The following is a 22,579-nucleotide window of genomic DNA, read 5'->3' as shown; positions in this document are numbered from 1 at the left end:
AGGATCCGATGACGGCGATCGCCGAATTCCCGCTGATGACCGAGGTTCAGACCTTTCTGGCCGGCGGGCCGAAAAAACTGCTGATCGGTGGCGAGTGGGTACCGGCGGCGTCCGGCCGCACCTTCGCGACCCACGACCCGGCGACCGGCGCCGTGATCGCCGAGGTCGCTCACGGGCAGGCCGAGGACGTCGACCGCGCGGTGCGCGCGGCACGCAAGGCCTTCGACGAGGGGCCGTGGGTGGCGATGAAGCCGAACGAGCGCGAGCGACTGCTCTGGCGGATCGGCGACATCCTGTCCGAGCGCGCCGAGCAGTTCGGCCAGCTGGAGGCGCTCGACAACGGCAAGTCGGCCGGGATCGCCACCGCGGTCGACGTCGCCTGGGCCGCGGACGTTTTCCGCTACTACGCGGGCTGGGCGACGAAGATCGAGGGCAGCACGGTCAACGTCTCGATGCCGTTCGCGCCGGGCGCGCAGTTCCACGCGTACACGCTGCGCGAGCCGGTCGGGGTGTGCGGGCTGATCGTGCCGTGGAACTTCCCGCTGCTGATGGCCGCCTGGAAGCTCGCCCCGGCGCTGGCCGCGGGCAACACCGTGATCCTCAAGCCGGCCGAACAGACTCCGCTCACCGCGCTGCTGCTCGGAGAGGTGTTCCAGGAAGCCGGTTTTCCGCCCGGGGTGGTCAACATCGTCAGCGGGTTCGGTGACGCGGGCGCAGCGCTGTCCGGGCACGACGACGTCGACAAGGTCGCGTTCACCGGCTCCACCGAGGTGGGCAAGAAGATCGTCGACGCCGCGAAGGGCAACCTGAAGAAGGTCTCGCTCGAGCTGGGCGGCAAGAGTCCGAACATCGTCTTCGCCGACGCGGATTTCGATGCCGCCGTGGAGGGGTCGCTCAATGCCTGGCTGTTCAATCATGGTCAGTGCTGCGTGGCCGGCACCCGGCTGTTCGTCGAGGACCGGATCTTCGACGAGTTCACCCAGGCCGTGGCGCACGCCGCGAGTCAGGTCACGATCGGACCCGGCCTCGACCCCGCGACGCAACTGGGACCGCTGATCTCGCAGGAGCAGTTCGACAAGGTCACCGGCTACCTGCGCGAGGGTCTCGCCGACGGTGCCCGTGCGCTGACCGGCGGCAAACGCTGGGGCGAGATCGGATTCTTCGTCGAGCCGACCGTCTTCGTCGACGTCGACCCGGAGTTCAGCATCGTCCGTGACGAGATCTTCGGCCCGGTCGTGGCCGCGCTGCCGTTCAACGCCGACCAGGGTGTCGCCGCGGCGGCCAACGACTCGATCTACGGTCTCGCAGCGGGCATCTGGACCCGGGACATCTCCAAGGCGCACCGTACCGCGCGCCAGATCAAGGCCGGCTCGGTGTGGATCAACCAGTACAACGGCTTCGACACGGCCATGCCGTTCGGCGGCTACAAGCAGTCCGGCTGGGGCCGCGAGCTGGGTGCGGCGGGTCTCGACGCGTACACCATCACCAAGTCCGTCAACATCGCACTCTGAACGCCCGTTCCGAAGAGGAGAATCACGTGAAGACCACCGCCGCAGTCCTTCTCGAGGCCGGTAAGCCGTTCGAACTCATGGAACTCGAGCTCGACGGCCCGGGACCGGGCGAAGTCCTGATCAAGTACACCGCCGCGGGGCTGTGTCATTCGGATCTGCACCTGACCGACGGGGACCTGCCGCCCCGCTATCCCATCGTCGGCGGTCACGAGGGGGCCGGGATCATCGAGGAGGTCGGCCCCGGCGTGACCAAGGTCGCGCCCGGCGACCATGTCGTCTGCAGTTTCATCCCGAACTGCGGCGCCTGCCGCTACTGCTCGACCGGGCGGCAGAGCCTGTGCGACATGGGCGCCACGATCCTCGAGGGATCGATGCCCGACGGCAGCTTCCGCTTCCACGGCAAGGGCCTGGACTTCGGGGCCATGTGCATGCTCGGCACGTTCGCCGAGCGGGCCACGATCTCACAGCAGTCGGTGGTCAAGGTCGACGACTGGCTCCCGCTCGAGACCGCGGTCCTGGTCGGCTGCGGTGTGCCGTCCGGCTGGGGCACCGCCGTGAACGCCGGCAACCTGCGGGCCGGCGACACCGCCGTCATCTACGGCATCGGCGGGCTCGGTATCAACGCCGTGCAGGGCGCGGTGAGCGCCGGCTGCAAGTACGTGGTCGTGGTCGACCCGATCCCGATGAAGCGGGAGCAGGCACTGAAATTCGGTGCCACACATGCCTTTTCCGATGCGGCCACCGCCGCGGAAAAGGTCGACGAACTGACCTGGGGACAGGGCGCGGACGCGGCGCTGATCCTGGTCGGCACCGTCGACGAGGAAGTGGTCTCGGCCGCCACCGCGGTGATCGGCAAGGGCGGAACCGTGGTGATCACCGGACTCGCCGATCCGGAGAAACTGACCGTGCACGTCTCGGGTGCCGACCTGACACTGAACCAGAAGACCATCAAGGGCTCGCTGTTCGGGTCGATGAACCCGCAGTACGACATCGTGCGGCTGTTGCGGCTCTACGATGCCGGCCGGCTGCAGCTCGACGAGCTGATCACCAACCGGTACAGCCTCGAGGACGTCAATCAGGGCTATCAGGACCTGCGGGACGGCAAGAACATTCGAGGGGTGATCGTGCACCGATAGGGCGCGTACTCGTGGTGCCCGCTTTCCCGTGGTGGAGGGCGGGCACCGAGCCGAATATCTCGAAAGGCGTGCCCGATCGGGTATCGACCGAGTTTGATGGTGTGGTGGATGGCACCACGATGCCGAATCCGGTGAACCTGGTGGTCGGAGCGGCCGCGAGGGCCGGTGGAACCGCTGGGCGCATGCTGGGGTTCGGCCTCGGCATCGCCCGGCGCGTGCCCGGCGTCCAGCCGGCGCTCACGGAACTCCGACAGCGCGGCGCCGAGACACTGGGTGCCGTCGACGCCCTCACCGAGCAGATGTTGCATGCGGGGATTCGCCGGGTGGTACGGACCGCGCTCGACGCTGTCGACCTCACCGCGATCGTCGTCGACAACGTCGATCTCGACGCGGTGGCCGAACGGATCGACGTCGACAAGATCATCGGGCGGGTCGACCTGGTCGTGCTGGCCGACACCGTGATCGAGGGCGTCGACCTGCCGCGAATCATCCGGGAGTCCACCGACTCGATGTCCGCGGAGGCAGTTCTGGGCATCCGGAGCCAGGGGATGCACGCGGACGACGCCGTCGCGGGTTTCGTCGGGAGGCTGATCCGGCGCGCACCTCCCGAATCGGGCGCGAAGTGAGGACCCCTGCCCACCGTCCGGCCGGCATCGTGACCCGCTCGATCGCATCAGGGGTCGATGTCGCCGTCGTCCTGATGATCATGGCCGCGATCTACGTGAGCCTCGCGTTCGCCCGGCTGATGTTCTCGCCACAGGATTTCACCTGGCCCGACGCCGGTGCGGTCATGTCGACCAGCATATTTCTGGTGGTGTCGGTGCTGTACCTGACCGCGTGCTGGGCGGTCAGTGGTCGCACCGTCGGCGCCGTGATGATGGGACTGCGCTTGGTGACCCGCGACGGCGAACTCGTCGGATGGCCGCGCGCCCTGCTGCGAGCGGTGCTCTGCGTGATGTTCGCGGTCGGATTGTTCTGGGTGGTGATCGACGCCAACCGGTACTCGCTGCAAGACATCGTCCTGCGCACCACGGTCGTCTACGACTGGCAGCCGGAGCCCCATCCACAGCCGTAGGGCGGGCCCGTCGGCCATCGCGACCGCGACGGCACATCAGTCGCAGAAAGAACAGCTCGCGATCTCCGACCAGCCGAAGCACAGCGGCCCAGTCCGCCATCCGCCCGATATGTACACGCCACGAATGCGGTCGCCGTCCGCCGACCCGCCGCCGTCAAGGCTGCTGTTCGTTCGCGTGCCGGCTCGGCGGCTCGTCGGCGCTGTATTCGTCGACCTGGGTCCAATATCCGGGTGCGTAGAACCGGGTGACACCGGCGGCGCTGACCGCGAGGACTCCACTCGGGCCGAAGGTGTAGCTGTAGCCGACTCCGTACTCCACGACGGTCGAATCGGCGAGATATACCACGAAGGCCATGGATCAAGGCTATCGCCGATGGGTTGCCGGGCGGGACCGCGCGCGATACCGGATCGCGCGCGGTCCGCACCGATTGCGATCCGCCGGTCTGCGGACGTGCGCTCATCTCGCGGCCGTCACCTTCGGCGAAGCGGTCGGTGGATGCGCGATCGACGGGGTCGACGGGCGGGCCGCCGCGGTCGGTAGCGCCGTCGGACGGGTCGATCTCGCCGGTAGCGGGAGCTCGGTCGCTCTCGGTGCCGCGGTCGTCGTGGACCGTGTCGATGTGGTCGTCGGTGATGCGGGGCTCGTGGCCACCTCCGAGGATGGGGATGCCGTGGCCGAACCGGCCGGCGTCGTGCTCGCGGGCACCGTGGTGGTACGGGTCGGCACCGGTGTCGTGGTGGTCGGCACCGTGGTGGTCACCGTGTCGGAGGTGACGGTGACGCTCGACGGATCAGCCGAGACCGTCACCGTGCTCGGATCGGCCGGCACCGTGACCGGCGGCGGTTCCACAGGTGTCGTGGTGACGGTCACCGTGGGCAGCGAGGTCGGGGCGGCCGCGCCCGGTTCCGGTACTCCCAGGGTGGCCTGGATCGAAAAGCTCGCCGTCATGGAGAAACTCGCGCTCATCGACGCAGCCGTCGAGGCATCGGTCGTCGGGACGGTCGTCGATTCCGGCGCAGTGGGCGTGGCGGGGTCGGTGGAATCGGCAGGCGGCGGGGCGGTTCCGGTATCGGCAGTGGCATCGGTGCCGGTGTCGGTTTCGGTGCCGGTGTCGGTGTCGGTTTCGGTGCCGGTGTCGGTGCCGGCTACCGGTCCGGAAACCTCGCTCGGTGCGTCCGCGGTCGCGCTCGACATGACAGCCTGGCTTCGGACGGCGTCGGCCTCGAAGGCCCGCACAGTGGGTCCGGCCGTGAACGCCGCCGCATTGCCCGCCCGAACCAGCGGGATCGAGTCCGCCCGCACCATGAGCGTGATCCCGATCGCCGTGGTCGCCACCGCGGCGATCGCCCCCGCACGCGATATCCGCCGCCGGAAGGTCTCGGCAGATGTCGCGGCGGCCGGTCGGCGCCATCGCGGTATCGGCGGCGGCGGCGGTGCCGCATCGATATCGGGCTCGGCCACTGGGTCTTCGCTGTGATCGTCGGCAGGCATTCGAGTACTTCTTTCTCCCAGCACCGCGGCACCTCACCGAACAACTCCAGGAGGTATCCGCGATTGATATTTTCACCGAGAGTGCACAGCAAATTCTGGGCGCCGGAAATCGAAGCGCCGAGAATTTATCTCAACTCATGCCAGGCTTCGTGATCGAACGTTTCACGGCCTGGAGTAGGGAGTGACATCACGCAGCCGTTGTCGGTGAATTCGTTGTAGTTCACCCGCGCGGGTGAGAAAGTCGGCGATTGTTTCGAGTTCGGCGGAGTCGTACCAACTCAATAACATCTTGTAGCTCTCGACGATCATGGGCACGACGATTTCCTGAACGCGATGGGCCGCGAGTTCGGTAGCCATGACGATCACGCGACGACGATCGGTCGGGTGCAGCGAGCGGGCGATGTAGCCCTGCTTCTCCAGCCGGTTGAGCATGATCGTGACACCGGCGGCGGTGAGGCCGAGCCGTTCGGCCAGCAGTCCCGGAGTCGTCGACTTCTCATCGTGGAGCAGCACGATCTCCAGCGCGCGCCGATCGGTCTCGTTCACACCCAGCACTCTGATCAATTCGCGGACCAGATCCTCGGCGGTTCCGTGGTAGAACTCCAGGGCCCGTTTGAGCTCGTCCGAGATCCGGTCGGGTTCGGTTGCTCTCGGGCACACAGGCTTTCCCCTCGATCACTTGAAACATGAAACCGCTCAGCAGAAGTCACCGATCAAGACATGCTCGGATTCCGAGCACCCGAGTCCGTCGGGAGGTCAGGGAGATCGGTGGATTCGCCGGATACCGCCGACCGCGGTAATGCTGCGCGGATCGAGGGCGGCACGGCAATCACAGCTGTGCGCAATCGTTTTCCCCGCGTGCGGCAGGGATCGCCGCCGGGCGTCGGAAGCGAGCATGTGGGCTCCTGTCAATCGATTGGCCGACAGCCCGGACCGCGGCTGACAGGCATCACGAAAGCGGGCACCGCTCGGTCGTCGAAGCGACCGTGGATGTGCCGAAATGCACTGTACGACACAGCGGCCGATGCGATACTGTGCATCGCATTATTCGGTCGAAGTGGCTGTCGTTACATCAAACCCGAAGCGGGGCAACCACTGTCGAGGGAAGCGGTCACCCGGTTCGATTCGGGCGGGACTGGACCGGGCTGCTGGCACAACCCGGTCCAGACATGATCACCACAGGCTGCCGCCGCGGACACCGGTCATCACGCCTCGGCACCTGTCCGCGCACTCAGCTGACGGTCGTGGTGGTGAGGGTCGGAGACGGGTTCGGGTAGCACGAGGTCGCGACATTGCCGACCAGTGCGACGTTCGTCGTCATGGTCATGCCGGGACTGGCGTAACTGGTCCCCGCGTATTTACTGGTGATCGACGTTCCGGCGGCACCGGCGGTGACGTTGATGGTCACCGCCGGCGGAGTGAAGCTGGTGCCGCCCGCGATCGGACCCGGCACGGTCAGAACGACATTCCCACCCGATGTGGCGACGGTGCCGGCCACGGTACCCCCGGAGGCGGTAGCCGAGACCAAAGTCGAATTCGCCGGAGTGGGAAAGGTCATCTTCAGGTTGCTGATGTTGTTCACCGTGAAGCCGGACGCCGAACTGGGAACCGACGAGGCGCCCGGCGTGAGAGTGATGGCCACCGCGGAGCCCGACGCCGCCGAACCCGGCGCCGTGCCGGTGACCGAGGTGGACATGCTCGAGGTTTGACCGATACCGAGGATCGTGCCCTGACAACTCCAGTTCACGCTGACCGGGGCGGCATTCGCCGGTGCCGCCAAACAAAAGACGGCAGCGGCGGCCGTCGGAACGAGAACACCGGCACGAAGTACGGACGAGATGGATCGCATGACTATCTCCAGAAAATGCTGAGCAAAAGTGGGCGTTTAAAATATAACCTCTTCTCATCTTTTCGTGGTTGAAATCGACAATTTCAAACGACCGAAAGAATCATTATCGACTATTAATAGTTAGCTCCGGAAAGTTAATTCCCAGCAAGATTATTTCCCCTGGTCCGAGTTTATTCATGTCACATATCCGCGGGTCCATCAGGGGTGGGCAAGGACGTAATTCACCGAATACCGGACCGAGTCTCCGAGCCGGGCGCCGGCACCGTCATGCGATCTGCCTATTGAACAGACGCTCCGGCAGGACTTCACTGGATGTGAGCCTGACATGCCCTGACCTGGTGTTCGGCCTGGCCTCGACCATCCACGAACACCGCCGACGAAGGTAAGGAATCATGGATGAAACTGCCCGAGACCAGCGATTGCCCCGTCGAATCGACCATCTGTACACGACCGACCCGCAGTTCCGGGCCGCGGCACCACTGCCGGAAGTGATCGACGCCGCGCAGCGGCCCGGATTGCGGCTGTGGGAAGTGGTGGCGGAGTACCTGAACGGCTACGCCGACCGTCCGGCGCTGGCACAGCGTGCGCGTGAGGTCACGCGGGACGAGACCACGGGACGACGGACGACGACGTTGCTGCCGAGCTTCGACACGATCACCTACGGCCAGTTGCACGACCGGGTCACCGAGTTGGCCGGCGCATGGTGGTCGAGCGGCTTTCGGGCCGGTGACGTCGTCGCCGTCCTGGGCTTCACCAGTATCGATTACGCACTGATCGACCTGGCGTGTATCCGCCTGGGCGCCGTGTTCGTACCGTTGCAGACCAGCTCCACGGTTTCCCGGCTGGCGCCCATCGTCGCCGAGACCGAGCCGCGGATCTTCGCCAGCAGCATCGAATCGGTGGATGTCGCGGTCGACGTCGTACTCGGTGCTCCCTCGGTCGAGCGGTTGGTGGTCTTCGACTACCGCAGCGACGATGACGAGCAGCACGAGCGGTTCCAGTCGGCGACCATGCGGTTGGCCGAAGCCGGCCGCTCCGTGGATGCGATTCCGCTGCGACAGGAGTTGGATGTCGGGCGCGGCCGGCCCCGGGCACCGGCGTTCGTCCCACCGGCGGGCCAGGACCCACTGTCCACTCTGATCTACACCTCCGGCAGCACCGGCACGCCCAAGGGGGCGATGTACACCACCGACCTGGTGGCGCGACTGTGGCTGCGTCCGCACGGCCTGATGCCCGACAGCGGTGTGCGGATCCCGGCGATCCATCTGCAGTACATGCCGCTGAGCCACATATACGGGCTGGCCTGGCTGATCGGCACGCTGTCGGCCGGCGGTATCGGATATTTTGCCGCCAAGAGTGACATGTCCACTCTGTTCGAGGATATCGAGCTGGTTCGGCCCACCGCGCTGAATCTCGTTCCGCGCGTGTGCGACACCATCTTTCGACGCTACCGCCGAGAGCTGGATCAGGTGGCGGGCGATTCGCAGCACCCCGACGTCCTGGACGACATGGTGAAATCCACACTGCGCCAAGACTTTCTCGGTGGTCGCGTGGTGTCGGCCATGTGCGGCAGCGCGCCGTTGTCGGCGCAGATGCGCGCTTTCATGGAGTCGCTGCTCGACTGCCCCGTCGACGACGGCTACGGCTCGACCGAGAACGGTGGCGGAATCCTGCGCAACGGGCAGATCATGCGCCCGCCGGTCACCGACTACAAACTCGTCGACGTTCCCGAACTCGGGTACTTCACCACCGACCGGCCGTATCCGCGCGGCGAGCTCTGCCTGAAGACGACCAGCCTGATTCCCGGCTATTACCGGAACCCCGAGCTGACGGCCGAGATATTCGACGAGGACGGCTTCTACAAGACCGGCGACATCATGGCCGAGACCGCGCCCGATCACCTGGTCTATCTCGACCGCAGCAACAACGTCATCAAGCTGTCACAGGGTGAGTTCGTCGCGGTCTCCCAGCTCGAGGCCGATTATGCCGCGAGCCCGTACATCCGGCAGATTTTCGTCTACGGCAACAGCGAACAATCGTTCCTGCTGGCGGTGATCGTGCCGAACCGCGATGCGATCGGCGACGGGGACGCCCGCGTCGTCATCTCGGAGTCGTTGCAGCAGAAGGCAACCGAGAATCGGCTCAACGGCTACGAGATCCCGCGCGCCTTCCTGTTGGAGCCCGAACCGTTCACCCTCGAGAACGGTCTGCTGTCGGGGATCGGCAAACTGCTGCGCCCGGCGCTGAAGGCCCGATACGGCGAGCGACTGGATGCGATGTACGCCGAAATCGCAGCGGGACAGGAGAATCGGATCGATCGGATGCGTGCCGATGCCCGGGATCTCCCCACGATCGACACCGTTCGACGGGCCGCCGCGGCGACCCTCGGTTCGGAGGCCGACGGATCGGGTCTGCCGGCCGACGCCGCATTCATCGACCTGGGCGGCGATTCGCTCTCGGCGTTCTCCTTCGGCTCGCTGCTGGAGCAGATCTATCACATCGATGTTCCGGTGCAGACGATCATCGGTCCGACAGCGACCCTGGCCACCATCGCCGATCACGTCGACGGCGAACGTACCTCGACCTCGACACGCCCCACCTTCGCCTCGGTGCACGGCCGTGATGCCACCGTCGTGCACGCGTCCGACCTGACGCTGGACAAATTCATCGACGCGCAGACGCTGGCTGCCGCACCCACGCTCGTGGCGCCGAGCGGGACGGTGCGCACCGTCCTGCTCACCGGCGCCAACGGATATCTCGGCCGATTCCTCTGCCTGGAGTGGCTGGAACGGCTGGCGAAGGTCGACGGCACACTGATCTGCCTGGCCCGCGGCGCCGACCCGATCGCGGCGCGCCAACGCATCGAGGCCGCGATCGACAGCGGTGACGCCGAGTTGTCCGCCCGCTTCCGCGCCTTGGCGGACGAACATCTCGAGGTACTCGTCGGTGACGTCGGTGCGGCCGAACTCGGCGTCGACACCCCTACCTGGCACCGTCTCGCGCAGTCGGTGGATCTGATCGTGCACGCGGCCGCGATGGTCAATCATGTACTGCCCTACAGCCAGCTGTTCGGCCCGAACGTGGTGGGTACCGCCGAGATCGTCGAGTTGGCGATCACCGGGCGGCTCAAGCCGATCGACTACATCTCGACCGTGGCGGTGACCGCACTACCCGACGGCAGTTTCATCGGCGAGGACGTGGACGTGCGCGGCGCCAGTCCGTCCCGTTCCCTGGACACGTCCTATGCCAGTGGCTATGCGACGAGCAAGTGGGCCGGCGAGGTGCTGCTACGCCGGGCACACGATCTGTGCGGGCTGCCGGTGGCGGTGTTCAGGTCGGACATGATCCTGGCGCACAGCCGCTACGCCGGCCAGGTCAACGTGACCGACATGTTCACCCGCCTGGTGCTGAGTCTGGTGACGACCCACATCGCGCCCCGATCCTTCTATCAGCTCGACCCCGCGGGCAACCCGCAACGCGCCCATTACGACGGTCTTCCAGCGGATTTCACCGCCGCGGCGATCACCTCCCTCGGCGACGACAGCACCGGCGACTACCGCACGTACAACGTGCTCAACACCTACGACGACGGTATTTCCCTGGACACATTCGTCGATTGGCTCAGTGCGGCCGGAAACAGAATCGACCGGATCGACAACTACGACGAATGGCTGAGCCGGTTCGAGGCGGCGCTGCGGGCGCTGCCCGAGAACCAGCGGAAGAACTCCGTACTGCCGCTGCTGAGCGCGTATGCCCGGCCGGCGGCACCGATGCCGGTGACCCCGATGCCCGCGGAGAATTTCCGTTCGGCGGTGAAATCCGTTGCGATCGACCACACCCGGGATGTACCGCACCTGACCGAACCGCTGATCGACAAATACGTCACCGATCTACGGCAGTTGGGCCTGCTCGAGCCGGTATGACCCAACTGGTCTGACCACTTGACCTCTGACCACTGGGTGCCTACTGTTCGACTGTGGCATTGCGACGGATCGATCGAAGGACCGCGCCGGATTCGGTGTACGACCAGCTCGTGGGCGAGGTGCTCGACGGCGAGCTCCAACCCGGGGCCGCACTGCCGGCCGAGCGGCAACTGGCCGAGGTGCTGGGCGTGTCGCGGCCGACGGTGCGGGAGGCCATGCAGCGGCTGGCACACAGCGGCCTGGTGGAGGTGCGCCAGGGCGGCGCGACCATCGTGCGCGACTTCCGCCGCGCCGCGGGACTCGACCTGCTGCCCCGCCTGATCCTGCGGGCGGGCCACCTCGATCACGATGTGCTGCGCAGCATCCTGGACGCACGGCTGACCATGGGCCGCGAGGTCGCCGGGCTGGCCGCCGAACGCGGCGCCCCCGATCTGGCCGAGATGCTCGGCGATGCCGTGGAATCGCTTGCCGCGCAATCCGACCCGCTCGCACAGCAGTTGGAGGCCCTCGGCTTCTGGGACCACGTGGTCGATGCCGCGGATTCGATCGTGTACCGGCTGCTGTTCAACGATCTGCGGGCGGTCTACGAACCCGCCATGGTGGCCCTGGCACAGGTGATGTCGGCCGAGGTCGGCCAGATCGACCGGTACCGCGCCCTGGCCGAAGCGATCGGTGCCGGTGACGCGGCGGCCGCCCGGCAGGCGGCCGAGCGGCTGTTGACCACGGCGACAACGGAGTTCGACACGCTGATGCGGCACCTCGAGGAGAACACACCATGAACGTCACCGCGCGAATCCACAACGCGAAGACCGAAACCCACAGCCGCCGAAGAGATCTCACCCTGAGCGCGGCCGCGCGCGAATTCGTGCGTCATCCGTCACCGTGGATCATCGCGGGACTGCTGGCCGCCGCCGCGACGGCCCGCATCGTCGTCGGCGACTGGCAGTACACCGACGCGGTCGTACCCGCCGTCATGCTCGCACTGTTCCCGTTCACCGAGTGGGTGATCCACGTGTGCGTGCTGCACTGGCGGCCACGCCGGATCGGCAGACTCACCGTGGATTCGCTGCTGGCCCGCAAACACCGTGCGCACCACGCCGATCCGCGCGACGTGGATCTGATCTTCATTCCGTGGCAGACCTTTCTGTGGTTGCTGCCCGCGCTGCTCACCATCGCCCTGCTGGCCTTTCCGCGGCCGGGTCTGGGCCTGATCTACCTGACCACGCTCGGGGTGCTCGGCGTGAACTACGAGTGGACCCACTACCTGATCCACACCGACTATCAGCCGCGAACCCGAATGTTCAAGGCGGTCAGGAAGAATCACCGCCTGCACCATTTCAGGAACGAGCACTACTGGTTCACCGTCACCACCTCGGGCACCGCCGACCGCGCGCTGGGCACCCACCCCGATCCCACGGCGGTCCCCAACTCCCCCACCGCGAAATCCCTGCACGCGCAGCACGCCGGTTGAGAGCCGGGCCGGGGCCTACCGGCCACATCGGCCGTGCGCCCGTACCGTGCCGAGCGATTCGCGGTCAGGCCGCCGCGTCGAGGCGAGTGCGGAGGAGGTCGCGGCCGGTTCCGATCAGCGCCACCACCTCGTCGGCGTCGTAGTAACCGGCGAAGCGGTGATCCGCGGCCGCGAGCTCGGCGAGCAACAGCAGACCGATCAGCGTCCGAGACAACCGATGACAGGCCCGTTTCACCGAGGACTCGGCCGCCGCGGCGGCCATCTTCGCCGGCGCGCTCACCACCTGGTCGCTGATGAAATCCGGATTGTCGGCCAAGCCCGGATCATCGGATATCCGGGCGGAGGGGACCCGGGCCGCGACGTCACCACGAGCGCGCAACAACCAGGCCTCGAGCGCATCGGCGGCCACCACCGGACACCACACGTTGTAGTCGACCGTGCCGTCCCGGGTGCGGGGCGGCTCGGTGATCACACCTGTCACCGAACGCAGGATCGCGAGTGCCTCATCGTCACGGTCCATCGCCCACAGGTGGACCGACAGGTCGACGATCTCGTACAACTCCTTCATGCGGGTGTGGGACCAGCGTTCGACCAGCGACGATTTGAACTTCCGGAGGTACCGATTCACCTCGTCATCGGGATTCGCGGCGGCCGGCGGGGCTACGTTCGCGGCGGTCCGGGGCATCGAGCGATCCTATCGATCGCGGGTGAGACTCTGCGCAGAGATCGTCGCACGCCAGGACCGACGGCAACCTCGTCACCGGGAAGAACCCCTGGATCGGCGCGGCGGCTCTACGCCACGCTTCCGCCGAGAACACCGCTCACGTACCGCAGGTCGCCCAGACGCATGGTGTCGTCCTGCAACGACTGAAGTCCTCTGGCAGTGAACAGGTCTCGAATGGTGGCGCCGTCCAGTTCCCAGCCCAGCCGCCTCAGGTAGGGCCCCGCCTCGTTGCGCTCGCCGAAGTGACGCAGCTTCTCCATGTCGGTGTCGAACCCCTGAGTGCGCCAGCGGTCGGAGATGCGGCGCAGGCCTTGTCTCGTCTCGGCTTCGTCGCCGGGCCGTGGGTTGGGCCGGCTTTCGGTGGCCACTCGGCTGCCGGGTGCGCTGAGTGCGGTGACAGTGTCCAGGAGGTGATCCTGTGCCTCGGGCGGGAGGTAGCTCAGTAGACCTTCGGCCGACCACGCGGTCGGGCGGGCGGGGTCGAATCCCGCGATTCGCAGGGCGGCGGGCCAATCGTCGCGGAGGTCGGCCCCGGCTGTTCGGCGATCGGCAGTGGGGGTGGCACCCAGCTCGACCAGGGTTCGGGTCTTGAATCCGATCACCTGGGGCTGGTCCACCTCGTAGACGACGGTGCCGGGCGGCCAAGGCAGTCGGTAGGCGCGGGAATCCAGGCCGGCGGCCAGGATCACGGCCTGCGTGATGCCCGCACTCGTCGAGTCGAGGAAGAATCCGTCGTAGAAGTCGGCCCGCACCTCGGCCATGTCGATCCAGATGCGGTCGACCGAATCATCGTGGGACACTTCGCCGGTCGCCAATCGGGTCAGGTGGTCGATGCCGACCGCGCGGACGAGCGGTTCAGCGAACGGGTCGTCGATGAGATCGGCCCGGGTCGCTATCGCACGGACGGCCGCGGACATGGTGGCGGTCGCGCCGACACCCGAGGCCGCATCCCAGGAATCTCCGCCATATTCACCGAAAGTCATGTGCTGCCTGTCTTTTCGCGTCGATCGCCACTGCGGCCGCACTCGGCCTGGTGGTTCGGGACCTTCGTCACCACCCGAGGAATGCTGCCAGGTCGGCGTTCTCGTCGTCGGCGTCACCATAGGTGAAGGCGGCGGTCGCGAAGCCCGGACCGAACGACGCCGAAGCGACTTCCGAGACATGGTCGTCCGCCCAGCCCCATTTGCTCCCGATCACGGCCGGTATGCGCGCGGTTCCCCAATTCTGCACCGTGCCGTCGGCGGCGATCGGGCTCGCGCCGGCCATCCAGGCGAGCAGCGGCGAGAAAGGCGTGCCGCGTTCCACGGCGGCGAGGAAGTCTGCGACATCGCTTGCGCTGGTGACGGACTCGCCCCAGAAGGCACCGCGCCGGGTGTCGGTGAGCCCGAACTCGGCCGCGATGGCGGCGATGGCGGCGGGGTACTTGTCGTCCAGGGTGGTCGCGGCATCGTTGTCGGACAATCGGATCGCACGCTGCGCCAGTTCACGATCCGCTACGGACCCGTCGCCGTGGCGCAGGACGTAGTCGGCCAGAAACAGCTTGGCCATCGACAACGCGGGACGCGGTTCGCTCGAATTGCTTGTGCCGGTGCTCATTCCGGGGATCAGCGACACGATCACGAACGATGTGCGCGGATTCGGCACCGCCGGGTCGCCGGTCGGACTCGCCGTCGCGCCGGCGGTACCCGTCATCAGCAATGCCACGACGGACGCCACAAGAATTGTTCGCACGAGCGTTCTCCCTCTTCCACTCCGCGGCATCCCACCGGGTGCGGGATGTCTGCGCCGGTGTTCGTCGAGCAAGATCACGTTCGGGACGAGCTGGATCGCTTGTGCATCGATTCCACTACAGCGATCGACACGCCACGCGACACGCCACGCCGAACACCGGGCGACGATTCGGGAACGAGACCTGATCACCCCTGCCCAGGCGGCGGCGCGACCGGAAACACCTCGAGCTCGGCCGGTGGCAATCCCGGCGCCACGAGCCCTGTCCGTCGCCGGGCACGCGCAAGCCCGGTCAGCGCGCGCGAACCACCGCACTGCTCCGATCTACTCGAACTGCGGAGCGGGGTCTTCGGTCACTTCACCGACCGGACCGGCCGCCTGATCCAGCGTCTCCAAGCCGGCGAATACCGCAGGGCCGACGACGATCGGATCCGACGTCCGGGCCCGGCACGGCGACCGGCGCGCCTGCGGTGAATCTCCACGCTCGCACCGCAGAATCCCTGCGCATGGCAATGGGACGCAGATCCGCACTCGCCTTGCTGGCGGGGCTACCGCTGCTCGCGGCGGGGACCGCGGGTGCGCAGCCGGTGGGAGGCGCGCCGCGAATTCCCGGGCGGTACACGATGACCGCTTTCCGGGCCGACAGTGACACCACATTGGCGGTGTACGAATCGGCGGATGGCACACGGTTCACACCGGTGGCCACCCACGCCTACACACCGCCGACGGGGTTGGTCCGCGATCCGAGCGTGCTGCTGCACACCGACGGCTGGTACTACCTCGCCTACACCATGGCCGCCGACGCGACCTCGATCGGCTTGGCGCGCAGCCGGGACCGGATCAGCTGGACGCCGATGGCACCGATACCCATGCTGGTGCTCGGGCGGCTGGAGGGGACATGGGCACCGGAATGGTTCGTCGATGCGACCGGACGCGTCGGGATCATCGTGTCGCTGACCTGGGGGCACGGCTTCTCAGCACACCTGGTGACACCACTCGGGCCGCAGTTCTCCGCGTGGACGCCGCCGATCCCGCTCCTCGGCCTGTGCCCCGGCCGCCCGGGCTCGCTGGGCTACATCGATACCGAGCTGGTGCGGTTCGACGGACGGGTGTACGCGTTCGTGAAGAACGAGGACACGAAACTGATCGAGCTGGCGGTCGCCGACCACCCGCTGGGCCCGTACAGCTTCGTGGCCGTGGGGGATTGGGCCGGCTGGGGCGGTCCGCGCGAAGGCCCCTCGGTGGTACCACTGCCGGGCGGCGGGCATCGCATCTATCTCGACGCCTATACCGAAGGCCGCTATCTCTACAGCGACAGCTTCGACGGTTTCCGGACCTGGTCGGCGCCGGCCGAGTTGCCCGGACTCTCCGGCATCGTCCGGCACGGCACGGTCCTCGCCGAATTCGGTCCGACGGCGGCATCGTGACGGCGAGGCCCTCGCCGGGGCCGTGAAACGCTGCAGCGGCAAACATGCCGAACCCTGCGGCGGGCCATCTCGTACTCAGAACAGACATCCCGAAATTTCGATCCGAGCCGAGGTCGCCATGACCGAGTTGTCACCGTTCTACGCGGACGTCCAGGCGCACTACGACCTGTCCGACGAATTCTTCGCACTGTTCCTCGACCCCACCCGCACCTACAGCTGTGCCTATTTCCGCGAACCGGACCTCACCCTCGAACAAGCTCAACTCGCCAAGATCGATCTGTCACTCGGAAAATGCGATCTGCGTTCCGGCATGACCCTGCTCGACATCGGCTGCGGCTGGGGCTCGACCATGCTGCGCGCCATCGAGAAATACGACGTGCGGGTCATCGGCCTGACGCTGAGCCGAAACCAGTACGAGCACGTGCGCACGCTGCTGGCCGCCCTGCCCCGGCACGCCGGTGAGGTGCGACTGTGCGGCTGGGAGGAATTCGACCGGCCGGTGGACCGGATCGTCTCGATCGGTGCCTTCGAGCATTTCCGGCGCGAACGTTACGACGCGTTCTTCGACAGCTGTCATCGGCTGCTACCACCGGACGGCCGGATGATGCTGCACTCGATCATCGGATTCCACCGTCACCAACTCCGCGATCTGGGTATCCCCGTCACCCACGAATACCTGGCCTTCTGCAAATTCCTCATCGACGAGATCTTCCCGGGCGGCCAGTTGCCGCAACCGCAGTGGATTCCCGAATACGCCGAGCACGCGGGTTTCACCGTGCAGGACGTCCAATCCCTGCGGCCGCACTACGCTCGCACCCTCGACCTGTGGGCCCAGGGGCTGCGCGAGCACCGCGCCGAGGCGATCGACCGCACATCGGTGGCCGTCTACGACCGCTACCTGCGCTACCTCATCGGCTGTGCCGATCTGTTCCGCGACGGCTACATCGACGTCCGCCAGCACGTCCTGCTCAACTGACCCACGCCCGGCCGGACTCCGGCGGGCGGCCCCATCGTGTCTTCACATGCTCACTTCGTGCCGGTGAGCCGTTCGATTCGTGCCAGAGTGCGGGTGCCGCCGTCCACTTCGAGCTGCACCCGCACCGCGTTCGAGTCTCGCCAGGCACGGATGGACACCTCGTCGCCGCCCAGCACCGGCCCGGCATGCTCCAGAATCACCCGGTACGGGGACGCGGCCGCCTCGGGGAACCACGCGATCGCCTCCTCGACGGCCTCCCAGTGCACCGCGTTGTTCACATGCCCGTAGCGGTCGACATCGGTGACGCGCAGCGGGAAGGGCCGCAACTCGGCATCGGCGGCGGTGTGCTCGCGCAGTGCCGGCCGCCACCGCAGCCGGTGCTCGGTGGTCGCGGCGAGCATCGGCGCCATGAAGCGCTCGCTCATCCGAGCGGGACGCCCGGCCTCGATGTCGACGTGAATGAGGAACATCTCGGCCTCGATCAGCCCGCCGAGTTCACTGCGCACCTGGATGCGCATATTGCACCACCGGTTCGACAGCGCCGACGGCCAGCGCCGCAGGTGCACCTGATCACCGAACTCGATGGGCCGCAGCACATCGATCACGGTGCGGCGCACGATCCAGCCCTGATGCAGATCCCCCTCGTCGACGACCCCGAGATGGTCGTAGCCGATGTCCTGCAGATACCGGGCCACCGCATCCAGGCGTAGCCGCTCGCGACGGTCGGTGTCCCCGAGCCGCACCGGCCACTGCTCATGGAATGCCCGGCTCTCATCGGGGCAGGGTGTCAGCGGAAATGCGATGTCGGCCAACCGATCGACAGCGGCTGTGCTCATGAAACACGCTCCTTCCCCAGGTCCCGAGCCAGCGTAGCGGTCGTGCGTGCCACCGGGGGCCGACCTTCTCACCCGATTCGGATGAAGCGGTACCCGCCGGCGCATCGGAACAATTCCGCACATGGTCGCCGACAATCTGGGCCCCGTGGAACTGGCGGTGCTGTCCTTTCCCACACTACGAGTCCCCTATGCGGTGGTGCAGGGTCTGCGCGAGGTGGTGGATCAACGATTCGTCACCATCGTCGACCTGGTGTACCTGGCGAAGAACGCCGAGGGCGAGATGATCCAGGTCGAAGTCGACCAACCGCTGGGCGACATCGGGCTGGACGAACTGACGGTGGAACCGAGCGGACTGGTCAGCGACGAGGACCTCGACATCGTCCGGGATCTGCTCGAACCGGGCAGCTCGGCCGTGGTCGTCGTCTACGAGGAGACCTGGGCACGCAAGCTCGCCGGGACCGTTCACGACAGCGGCGGCGAGCTCGCATTGCAGGTGCAAGTCCCCCGCGACGCCGTCGAGTCGGCGCTCGCCGCATCCCAGGAGGTCCGGTAATGGTGTTTCGAGCAGGGCGGATCGGCCGGCCGGGGCTGCTGGGCACGGTGGCACGCACCGCGGTCGTCGCCGGCACCGCGAGCGCCACCGCCAATGCGGTCAATCGTCGCGCCGTACGCCGCGAGCAGGAGCAGCAGGCCTACACCGATCAACAGGCCTACGCACCGCAGCAGGCCTACGCACCGCAACAAGCGCAATACACTCCGCCGCCGGCGCCCGCGCCCGAGGCAGGCGATGATCTGGTCGCCAAACTGCAGCAACTGGGCGAACTGCATCGCTCGGGTGTGCTCTCGGATCAGGAGTTCGCCGCGGCCAAGGCACAGCTATTGGCTTGATCGCACCCGAGTCCGGCTGCGCGGCAATCTCTCTGGCGTGACGTCTGCGCCCCGCAACCGGCCATCGCCGTGCGCAGCGAATCCGGATCGGAGATGTCACCGACGACGTGGTCGAGATCGAGGTCTTCCAGCGCCCGGCGCGAACTCGTCGGCCGCACCAGTACCGGACCCGCTCGCCCCGATCACCGCCGTGGAGATGCTCACCGCAAAAGATGGACACGTGTTCAAGCACGCGTCGATATTCGAGTAGGCGAGGTCGGCGGTTACAGCCGCAACCGGGCGGCCGCGACACCCCAGAAGACACGACGGTCGAGGAAGTCGAAATCCCAGCTCTCGGCGATCCGATACAGGGTCGCCACGATCGCCGAGACGTCGAAGTCCTCACTTCGCGCGGCGCCGGTCGATTCCAGTTCTGTCACAACGTATTTGGTAGCGGTCTCCGATGTAAACACCAATTCCCCTTCCGTCCGTGCGCACACACTCGGCTGTGGAACTGCTGCCGGCCCCGATGCACCCCGTCCACCGCATCGGCCTCTTCCGGCCACCGACCTCCGAGTCGGCTACAGCCGCGATATCAGAGGACTTATTTCATATCTGTATATAGCACAAAACCGGCAGAATCGCGCAGCGAAGAGCCGGTCGCCGGAGGGTTGCGAAACAGCCCGACAGAGTTCGATACCTGGGATGACGGCATGTGCGCGGCGGCCGGTTCGAACCGATACTCCTCGGCGAGCCCCCGCGGCCCGCACCCGGCGGACGCCACCACGTGTCCAGTGGCATTGACGAGCACGCGGGAGGCCGCGGCATCCGGTCCGCTCAGCGTGTTCGGACCCGCTCGGCTTCGGGCTGTGCGGCCGATTCGAGTACCCAGCGTCCCGGCCACCAGATCCGCCGGCCGATCAAGGCGAACAGGGCCGGAATGACCACCGTGCGCACCACGAAGGTGTCGAGCAGAATTCCGATGCCAACCACGATGCCGAGCTGGGTCAGGGTGATCAGCGGCAGCACACCGAGTACCGCGAAGACCGCGGCCAGAACGATCCCCGCGCTGGTGATGACACCACCGGTGGATGCCACCGCACGCACGATCCCGTCGGTGACGCCATGCCCCGGCGTCTCTTCGCGGGCACGGGTGACCAGGAAGATCGTGTAGTCGACACCCAGCGCGACCAGGAAGAGGAAGGCGAACAGCGGGACGTTGGTGTCCAGGGCCGGGAAACCGAAAAGGTGCGCGCTGACCAGACTCCCGATCCCCAGCGCGGCCAGTGCGCTCAGGACCGTCACACCCACCAGCAACAGGGCCGCCGGAACCGCGCGCAACAGCACCAGCAGGACCACCAGGACCACGGCCAGAATGAGCGGAATGATCAGGAGTTGATCGCGGCGGGCCGCATCGCGGGTGTCCAGTGCGGCCGCGTCGGACCCGCCCACCAATGCCTGGGCCCCCGGCTCGGCGGCCAGTCCCGTGCGCAGACGCTCCACCGCGGCGAAGGCCGCATCCGATGCGGGCGGCGCGTCCAGCACCACCGACCAGCGCGTGAGTCCGTTCCCGGAGACGCCGGCCGGGGTGGCGCGGACGACGCCGGGCGTCTGCTCCAGCACGGCCGTGACCGCGGCGGCGGCATCGGTTCTCGCGAGCACGATCGCGGGATCGCTCGAGCCGGAGGAGAAATGGGCGCTCAGGGTGTCCAGGCCGTCGATCGACTCGGCTCGCACACGGAACTGTTCGGACTGCGCGAGGCCGATATGGGCGAACGGCAACGCGCACGCACAGGCCGCCAGGGCGATCAGGGATACCGCCGCCACGACCACCGGCCGCCGGACGACTTTCTCCGCGACGGCGTGCCAGGCGCCGGATCGGGTCGTGTCGCGCCCGTCGTCACGAGGAATGAAGGGCCAGAACACCTTTCGACCGCACAGCGCCAGAGCCGGTGGCAGCGCGGTGAGTACGAAGACCATCGCGACGAGCAGCCCCACCGCCCCGAAGGCGCCGAGGGCCCGGGTGTTCGGCAGCAGGCCGAGCAGCAGTGTGAGCAGAGCGAGCACCACGGTCAGATTGCTGGCGAGCACCGCGGGTCCGGCCCGGCGCACCGCGATCCGCAGGGCCGCACGATGATCGGCCGTGCGGTGCAATTCGTCGCGATACCGGGAGACCAGCAGGAGCGCGTAATTCGTACCGGCGCCGAATACCAGCACGCTGGTGATACCCGAGGTCGATCCGTCGAAGGTGAGGCCGGTCGCCTGCGCCAGAAAGGTTCCCATCGCCGCGGCGACCCGATCGGCGAGCCCCACCACCGTCAACGGCAGCAACCACAGCACCGGAGACCGGTAGGTGCCGATGAGCAGCACCATCACGACGAGGGCCGTCACCGAGAGCAGCAGCGCGTTCGCGCCGGAGAAGGAGTTGGCGATATCGGCTCCGAAGGCCGGGCCGCCGGTGACCTGCAGCCGCAGCCCCGGCGAAGCACCGTCGCGGGCGGCCGCGCGCAACTCGTCGACGCGATCGGTGAGGGCGAATCCGTTCAGCTCCGACGAGACCGGCACCTGCCCGAGGACGGCACGATGATCGGGCGCCTCGACGATTCCGGAACCCGTTGCACCGCCGCGCATTCGAGCCAGAGCGGCCTCGGCCTGCGCACGATCCGCGACGGTCAGCTCGGCACCGTCGGCACGAGTGACGATCAGCACCGCGGCGGCCGTGTCACCGCCGGGAAATTCGGGGAGCAATTGCTGCACCCGTGCGGCTTCGGCGTTGTCCGGCAGAGATTTCGGCGCCGACCCACTCGATTCGTTCCCGCCCGCGAGCCCCAGCACCGCGATGGCGGCCACCACTACGGCCAGAAGTATCCGCCAACCTTTGCGATCGGCCACGACGCGCGCGTATCGGCTCCACAGGTCCACGCGCCGACTATTTCAGATACTTAAATAATATGCAAAGGCGGGTGCGCACGCCGACTACGCTGGACACACGCGATCAACCGCGACCGCACGGCGTCGCGAAGGCACCGGAGAAGGGAGGCGGTCGTGACCGAGCGCCCGAACGACACGGCGGAGTCCCGTCGCGAGCGCGGGGAGCTCGAAACGACGATCGCTCGCGACATCCGGGCGCTGAGTGCCGTATCGGACCAGATCTCACATCTGTTCGCACACGCGAACAGTCTGCGCCCCAATGATTTCCGGGCGCTGACCCATATCGCCACCGCCGATGCGGAGGGGAGACCGCTCACCGCCGGGCGGCTGCGGACCCTGCTCGGGGTCTCGCCAGCGGCCATCACCTATCTCGTGGAACGCATGATCGAATCGGGCCACATCGTCCGCGAGGCCGACGAGACCGACAAGCGCCGGGTCCTGCTGCGCTACAGCGACCACGGCATGGCGGTGGCGGCGGGTTTCTTCCTGCCGGTCAGCGATCGGACCCGGGACGCGCTGGCCGACATCCCCGATGCCGATCTCGCGGCCACACACCGCGTTTTGACCGCCATCGTGAGCGCACTGCGCGAACACAGCACGTCGATCACGCCACCGGATCGGTCCTGACCGGCG

At 67.1% G+C, this 22,579-nt stretch carries 23 protein-coding genes; 14 read left to right on the top strand and 9 right to left on the bottom strand.

Annotated features, from left to right (window positions below; translation table 11 throughout):
* The first annotated feature begins 8 nt into the window (after positions 1 to 8).
* From AB0L57_RS23925 to AB0L57_RS23910, 4 genes are all read left to right on the top strand, one after another.
* A complete protein-coding gene (locus AB0L57_RS23925; protein WP_364966129.1) occupies positions 9 to 1,511 on the top strand; it encodes an aldehyde dehydrogenase family protein in 1,503 nt (500 codons plus the stop codon).
* Positions 1,512 to 1,537: 26 nt separating this feature from the next.
* A complete protein-coding gene (locus tag AB0L57_RS23920) occupies positions 1,538 to 2,647 on the top strand; it encodes an NDMA-dependent alcohol dehydrogenase (protein WP_364966126.1) in 1,110 nt (369 codons plus the stop codon).
* Between the two features lie 104 nt (positions 2,648 to 2,751).
* Entirely contained in the window at positions 2,752 to 3,273 is a 522-nt protein-coding gene (locus AB0L57_RS23915) for a hypothetical protein (protein ID WP_364966123.1), read from the top strand.
* Positions 3,270 to 3,722 carry an RDD family protein gene (locus tag AB0L57_RS23910; RefSeq protein ID WP_364966121.1) on the top strand — a complete coding sequence of 151 codons (453 nt, stop codon included), beginning with the start codon at positions 3,270 to 3,272 and terminating at the stop codon, positions 3,720 to 3,722. The genes AB0L57_RS23915 and AB0L57_RS23910 overlap by 4 nt, the downstream gene beginning before the upstream one ends.
* 154 nt (positions 3,723 to 3,876) lie before the next feature.
* On the opposite strand, the gene AB0L57_RS23905 is transcribed toward AB0L57_RS23910, so the two are convergent.
* Positions 3,877 to 4,077 (bottom strand): hypothetical protein, encoded by a 201-nt coding sequence (locus tag AB0L57_RS23905; RefSeq protein WP_364966119.1) that lies wholly within the window; start codon positions 4,075 to 4,077, stop codon positions 3,877 to 3,879.
* Here AB0L57_RS23905 and AB0L57_RS23900 point away from each other — a divergent pair.
* Positions 4,076 to 5,200: a hypothetical protein gene (locus AB0L57_RS23900; RefSeq protein ID WP_364966116.1), complete on the top strand. Its 1,125-nt coding sequence runs from the start codon at positions 4,076 to 4,078 to the stop codon at positions 5,198 to 5,200. The genes AB0L57_RS23905 and AB0L57_RS23900 overlap by 2 nt on opposite strands.
* Before the next feature lie 176 nt (positions 5,201 to 5,376).
* On the opposite strand, the gene AB0L57_RS23895 is transcribed toward AB0L57_RS23900, so the two are convergent.
* Complete coding sequence (locus AB0L57_RS23895; protein ID WP_364966114.1) at positions 5,377 to 5,874, bottom strand: MarR family transcriptional regulator; 498 nt, start codon at positions 5,872 to 5,874, stop codon at positions 5,377 to 5,379.
* Positions 5,875 to 6,445: 571 nt separating this feature from the next.
* The gene (locus AB0L57_RS23890) at positions 6,446 to 6,667 is read right to left on the bottom strand and encodes a hypothetical protein (protein ID WP_364966111.1); all 222 of its coding nucleotides are present in this window, start codon (positions 6,665 to 6,667) and stop codon (positions 6,446 to 6,448) included.
* Positions 6,668 to 6,701: 34 nt separating this feature from the next.
* On the opposite strand from AB0L57_RS23890, the gene AB0L57_RS23885 reads away from it, so the two are divergent.
* The 4 genes from AB0L57_RS23885 (at position 6,702) to AB0L57_RS23870 (ending at position 12,457) form a co-directional block, all read left to right on the top strand.
* Positions 6,702 to 6,923: a hypothetical protein gene (locus AB0L57_RS23885; RefSeq protein WP_364966109.1), complete on the top strand. Its 222-nt coding sequence runs from the start codon at positions 6,702 to 6,704 to the stop codon at positions 6,921 to 6,923.
* 532 nt (positions 6,924 to 7,455) lie between these two features.
* Positions 7,456 to 10,986: a carboxylic acid reductase gene (car, locus tag AB0L57_RS23880; protein WP_364966106.1), complete on the top strand. Its 3,531-nt coding sequence runs from the start codon at positions 7,456 to 7,458 to the stop codon at positions 10,984 to 10,986.
* Positions 10,987 to 11,039: 53 nt separating this feature from the next.
* On the top strand, positions 11,040 to 11,765 hold the full coding sequence (locus AB0L57_RS23875) for a GntR family transcriptional regulator (protein WP_364966103.1): 726 nt from the start codon (positions 11,040 to 11,042) through the stop codon (positions 11,763 to 11,765).
* The gene (locus AB0L57_RS23870) at positions 11,762 to 12,457 is read left to right on the top strand and encodes a sterol desaturase family protein (RefSeq protein WP_364966101.1); all 696 of its coding nucleotides are present in this window, start codon (positions 11,762 to 11,764) and stop codon (positions 12,455 to 12,457) included. The genes AB0L57_RS23875 and AB0L57_RS23870 overlap by 4 nt, the downstream gene beginning before the upstream one ends.
* Positions 12,458 to 12,521: 64 nt before the next feature.
* On the opposite strand, the gene AB0L57_RS23865 is transcribed toward AB0L57_RS23870, so the two are convergent.
* From AB0L57_RS23865 to AB0L57_RS23855, 3 genes are all read right to left on the bottom strand, one after another.
* The gene (locus tag AB0L57_RS23865) at positions 12,522 to 13,142 is read right to left on the bottom strand and encodes a hypothetical protein (RefSeq protein WP_364966098.1); all 621 of its coding nucleotides are present in this window, start codon (positions 13,140 to 13,142) and stop codon (positions 12,522 to 12,524) included.
* A gap of 107 nt (positions 13,143 to 13,249) precedes the next feature.
* Positions 13,250 to 14,164 (bottom strand): class I SAM-dependent methyltransferase, encoded by a 915-nt coding sequence (locus tag AB0L57_RS23860; RefSeq protein ID WP_364966095.1) that lies wholly within the window; start codon positions 14,162 to 14,164, stop codon positions 13,250 to 13,252.
* Between the two features lie 67 nt (positions 14,165 to 14,231).
* Positions 14,232 to 14,912 carry a hypothetical protein gene (locus tag AB0L57_RS23855; protein WP_364966093.1) on the bottom strand — a complete coding sequence of 227 codons (681 nt, stop codon included), beginning with the start codon at positions 14,910 to 14,912 and terminating at the stop codon, positions 14,232 to 14,234.
* A 503-nt stretch (positions 14,913 to 15,415) separates the two neighbouring features.
* Between AB0L57_RS23855 and AB0L57_RS23850 the strand changes: the two genes are divergently transcribed.
* Together AB0L57_RS23850 and AB0L57_RS23845 are read left to right on the top strand one after the other, a co-directional pair.
* Complete coding sequence (locus tag AB0L57_RS23850; RefSeq protein ID WP_364966090.1) at positions 15,416 to 16,336, top strand: hypothetical protein; 921 nt, start codon at positions 15,416 to 15,418, stop codon at positions 16,334 to 16,336.
* 118 nt (positions 16,337 to 16,454) lie between these two features.
* Positions 16,455 to 17,312, top strand: a complete 858-nt coding sequence (locus tag AB0L57_RS23845; protein ID WP_364966088.1) for a cyclopropane mycolic acid synthase family methyltransferase — start codon at positions 16,455 to 16,457, stop codon at positions 17,310 to 17,312.
* 50 nt (positions 17,313 to 17,362) lie between these two features.
* Here the strand turns inward: AB0L57_RS23845 and AB0L57_RS23840 are convergent, their stop codons facing one another.
* Positions 17,363 to 18,148 carry an acyl-ACP thioesterase domain-containing protein gene (locus AB0L57_RS23840; RefSeq protein ID WP_364966085.1) on the bottom strand — a complete coding sequence of 262 codons (786 nt, stop codon included), beginning with the start codon at positions 18,146 to 18,148 and terminating at the stop codon, positions 17,363 to 17,365.
* Positions 18,149 to 18,269: 121 nt separating this feature from the next.
* Between AB0L57_RS23840 and AB0L57_RS23835 the strand changes: the two genes are divergently transcribed.
* Both AB0L57_RS23835 and AB0L57_RS23830 read left to right on the top strand, forming a co-directional pair.
* Entirely contained in the window at positions 18,270 to 18,701 is a 432-nt protein-coding gene (locus tag AB0L57_RS23835; protein WP_364966082.1) for a DUF6325 family protein, read from the top strand.
* Complete coding sequence (locus tag AB0L57_RS23830) at positions 18,701 to 19,036, top strand: SHOCT domain-containing protein (RefSeq protein WP_364966079.1); 336 nt, start codon at positions 18,701 to 18,703, stop codon at positions 19,034 to 19,036. The genes AB0L57_RS23835 and AB0L57_RS23830 overlap by 1 nt, the downstream gene beginning before the upstream one ends.
* Before the next feature lie 263 nt (positions 19,037 to 19,299).
* Here the strand turns inward: AB0L57_RS23830 and AB0L57_RS23825 are convergent, their stop codons facing one another.
* Together AB0L57_RS23825 and AB0L57_RS23820 are read right to left on the bottom strand one after the other, a co-directional pair.
* Positions 19,300 to 19,455 carry a hypothetical protein gene (locus AB0L57_RS23825; protein WP_364966077.1) on the bottom strand — a complete coding sequence of 52 codons (156 nt, stop codon included), beginning with the start codon at positions 19,453 to 19,455 and terminating at the stop codon, positions 19,300 to 19,302.
* Between the two features lie 397 nt (positions 19,456 to 19,852).
* Entirely contained in the window at positions 19,853 to 21,907 is a 2,055-nt protein-coding gene (locus tag AB0L57_RS23820; protein WP_364966509.1) for an MMPL family transporter, read from the bottom strand.
* A gap of 153 nt (positions 21,908 to 22,060) precedes the next feature.
* Here AB0L57_RS23820 and AB0L57_RS23815 point away from each other — a divergent pair, with 153 nt between their 5' ends.
* Entirely contained in the window at positions 22,061 to 22,573 is a 513-nt protein-coding gene (locus AB0L57_RS23815) for a MarR family winged helix-turn-helix transcriptional regulator (protein ID WP_364966074.1), read from the top strand.
* The last annotated feature ends 6 nt before the right edge of the window (positions 22,574 to 22,579 follow it).

Origin of the sequence: Nocardia sp. NPDC052254 (genome assembly GCF_040679495.1) — a bacterium.
Classification (GTDB): domain Bacteria; phylum Actinomycetota; class Actinomycetes; order Mycobacteriales; family Mycobacteriaceae; genus Nocardia.
Note: the sequence above shows the minus strand (reverse complement) of the source record. Positions and strands in the feature narration are given on the sequence as shown.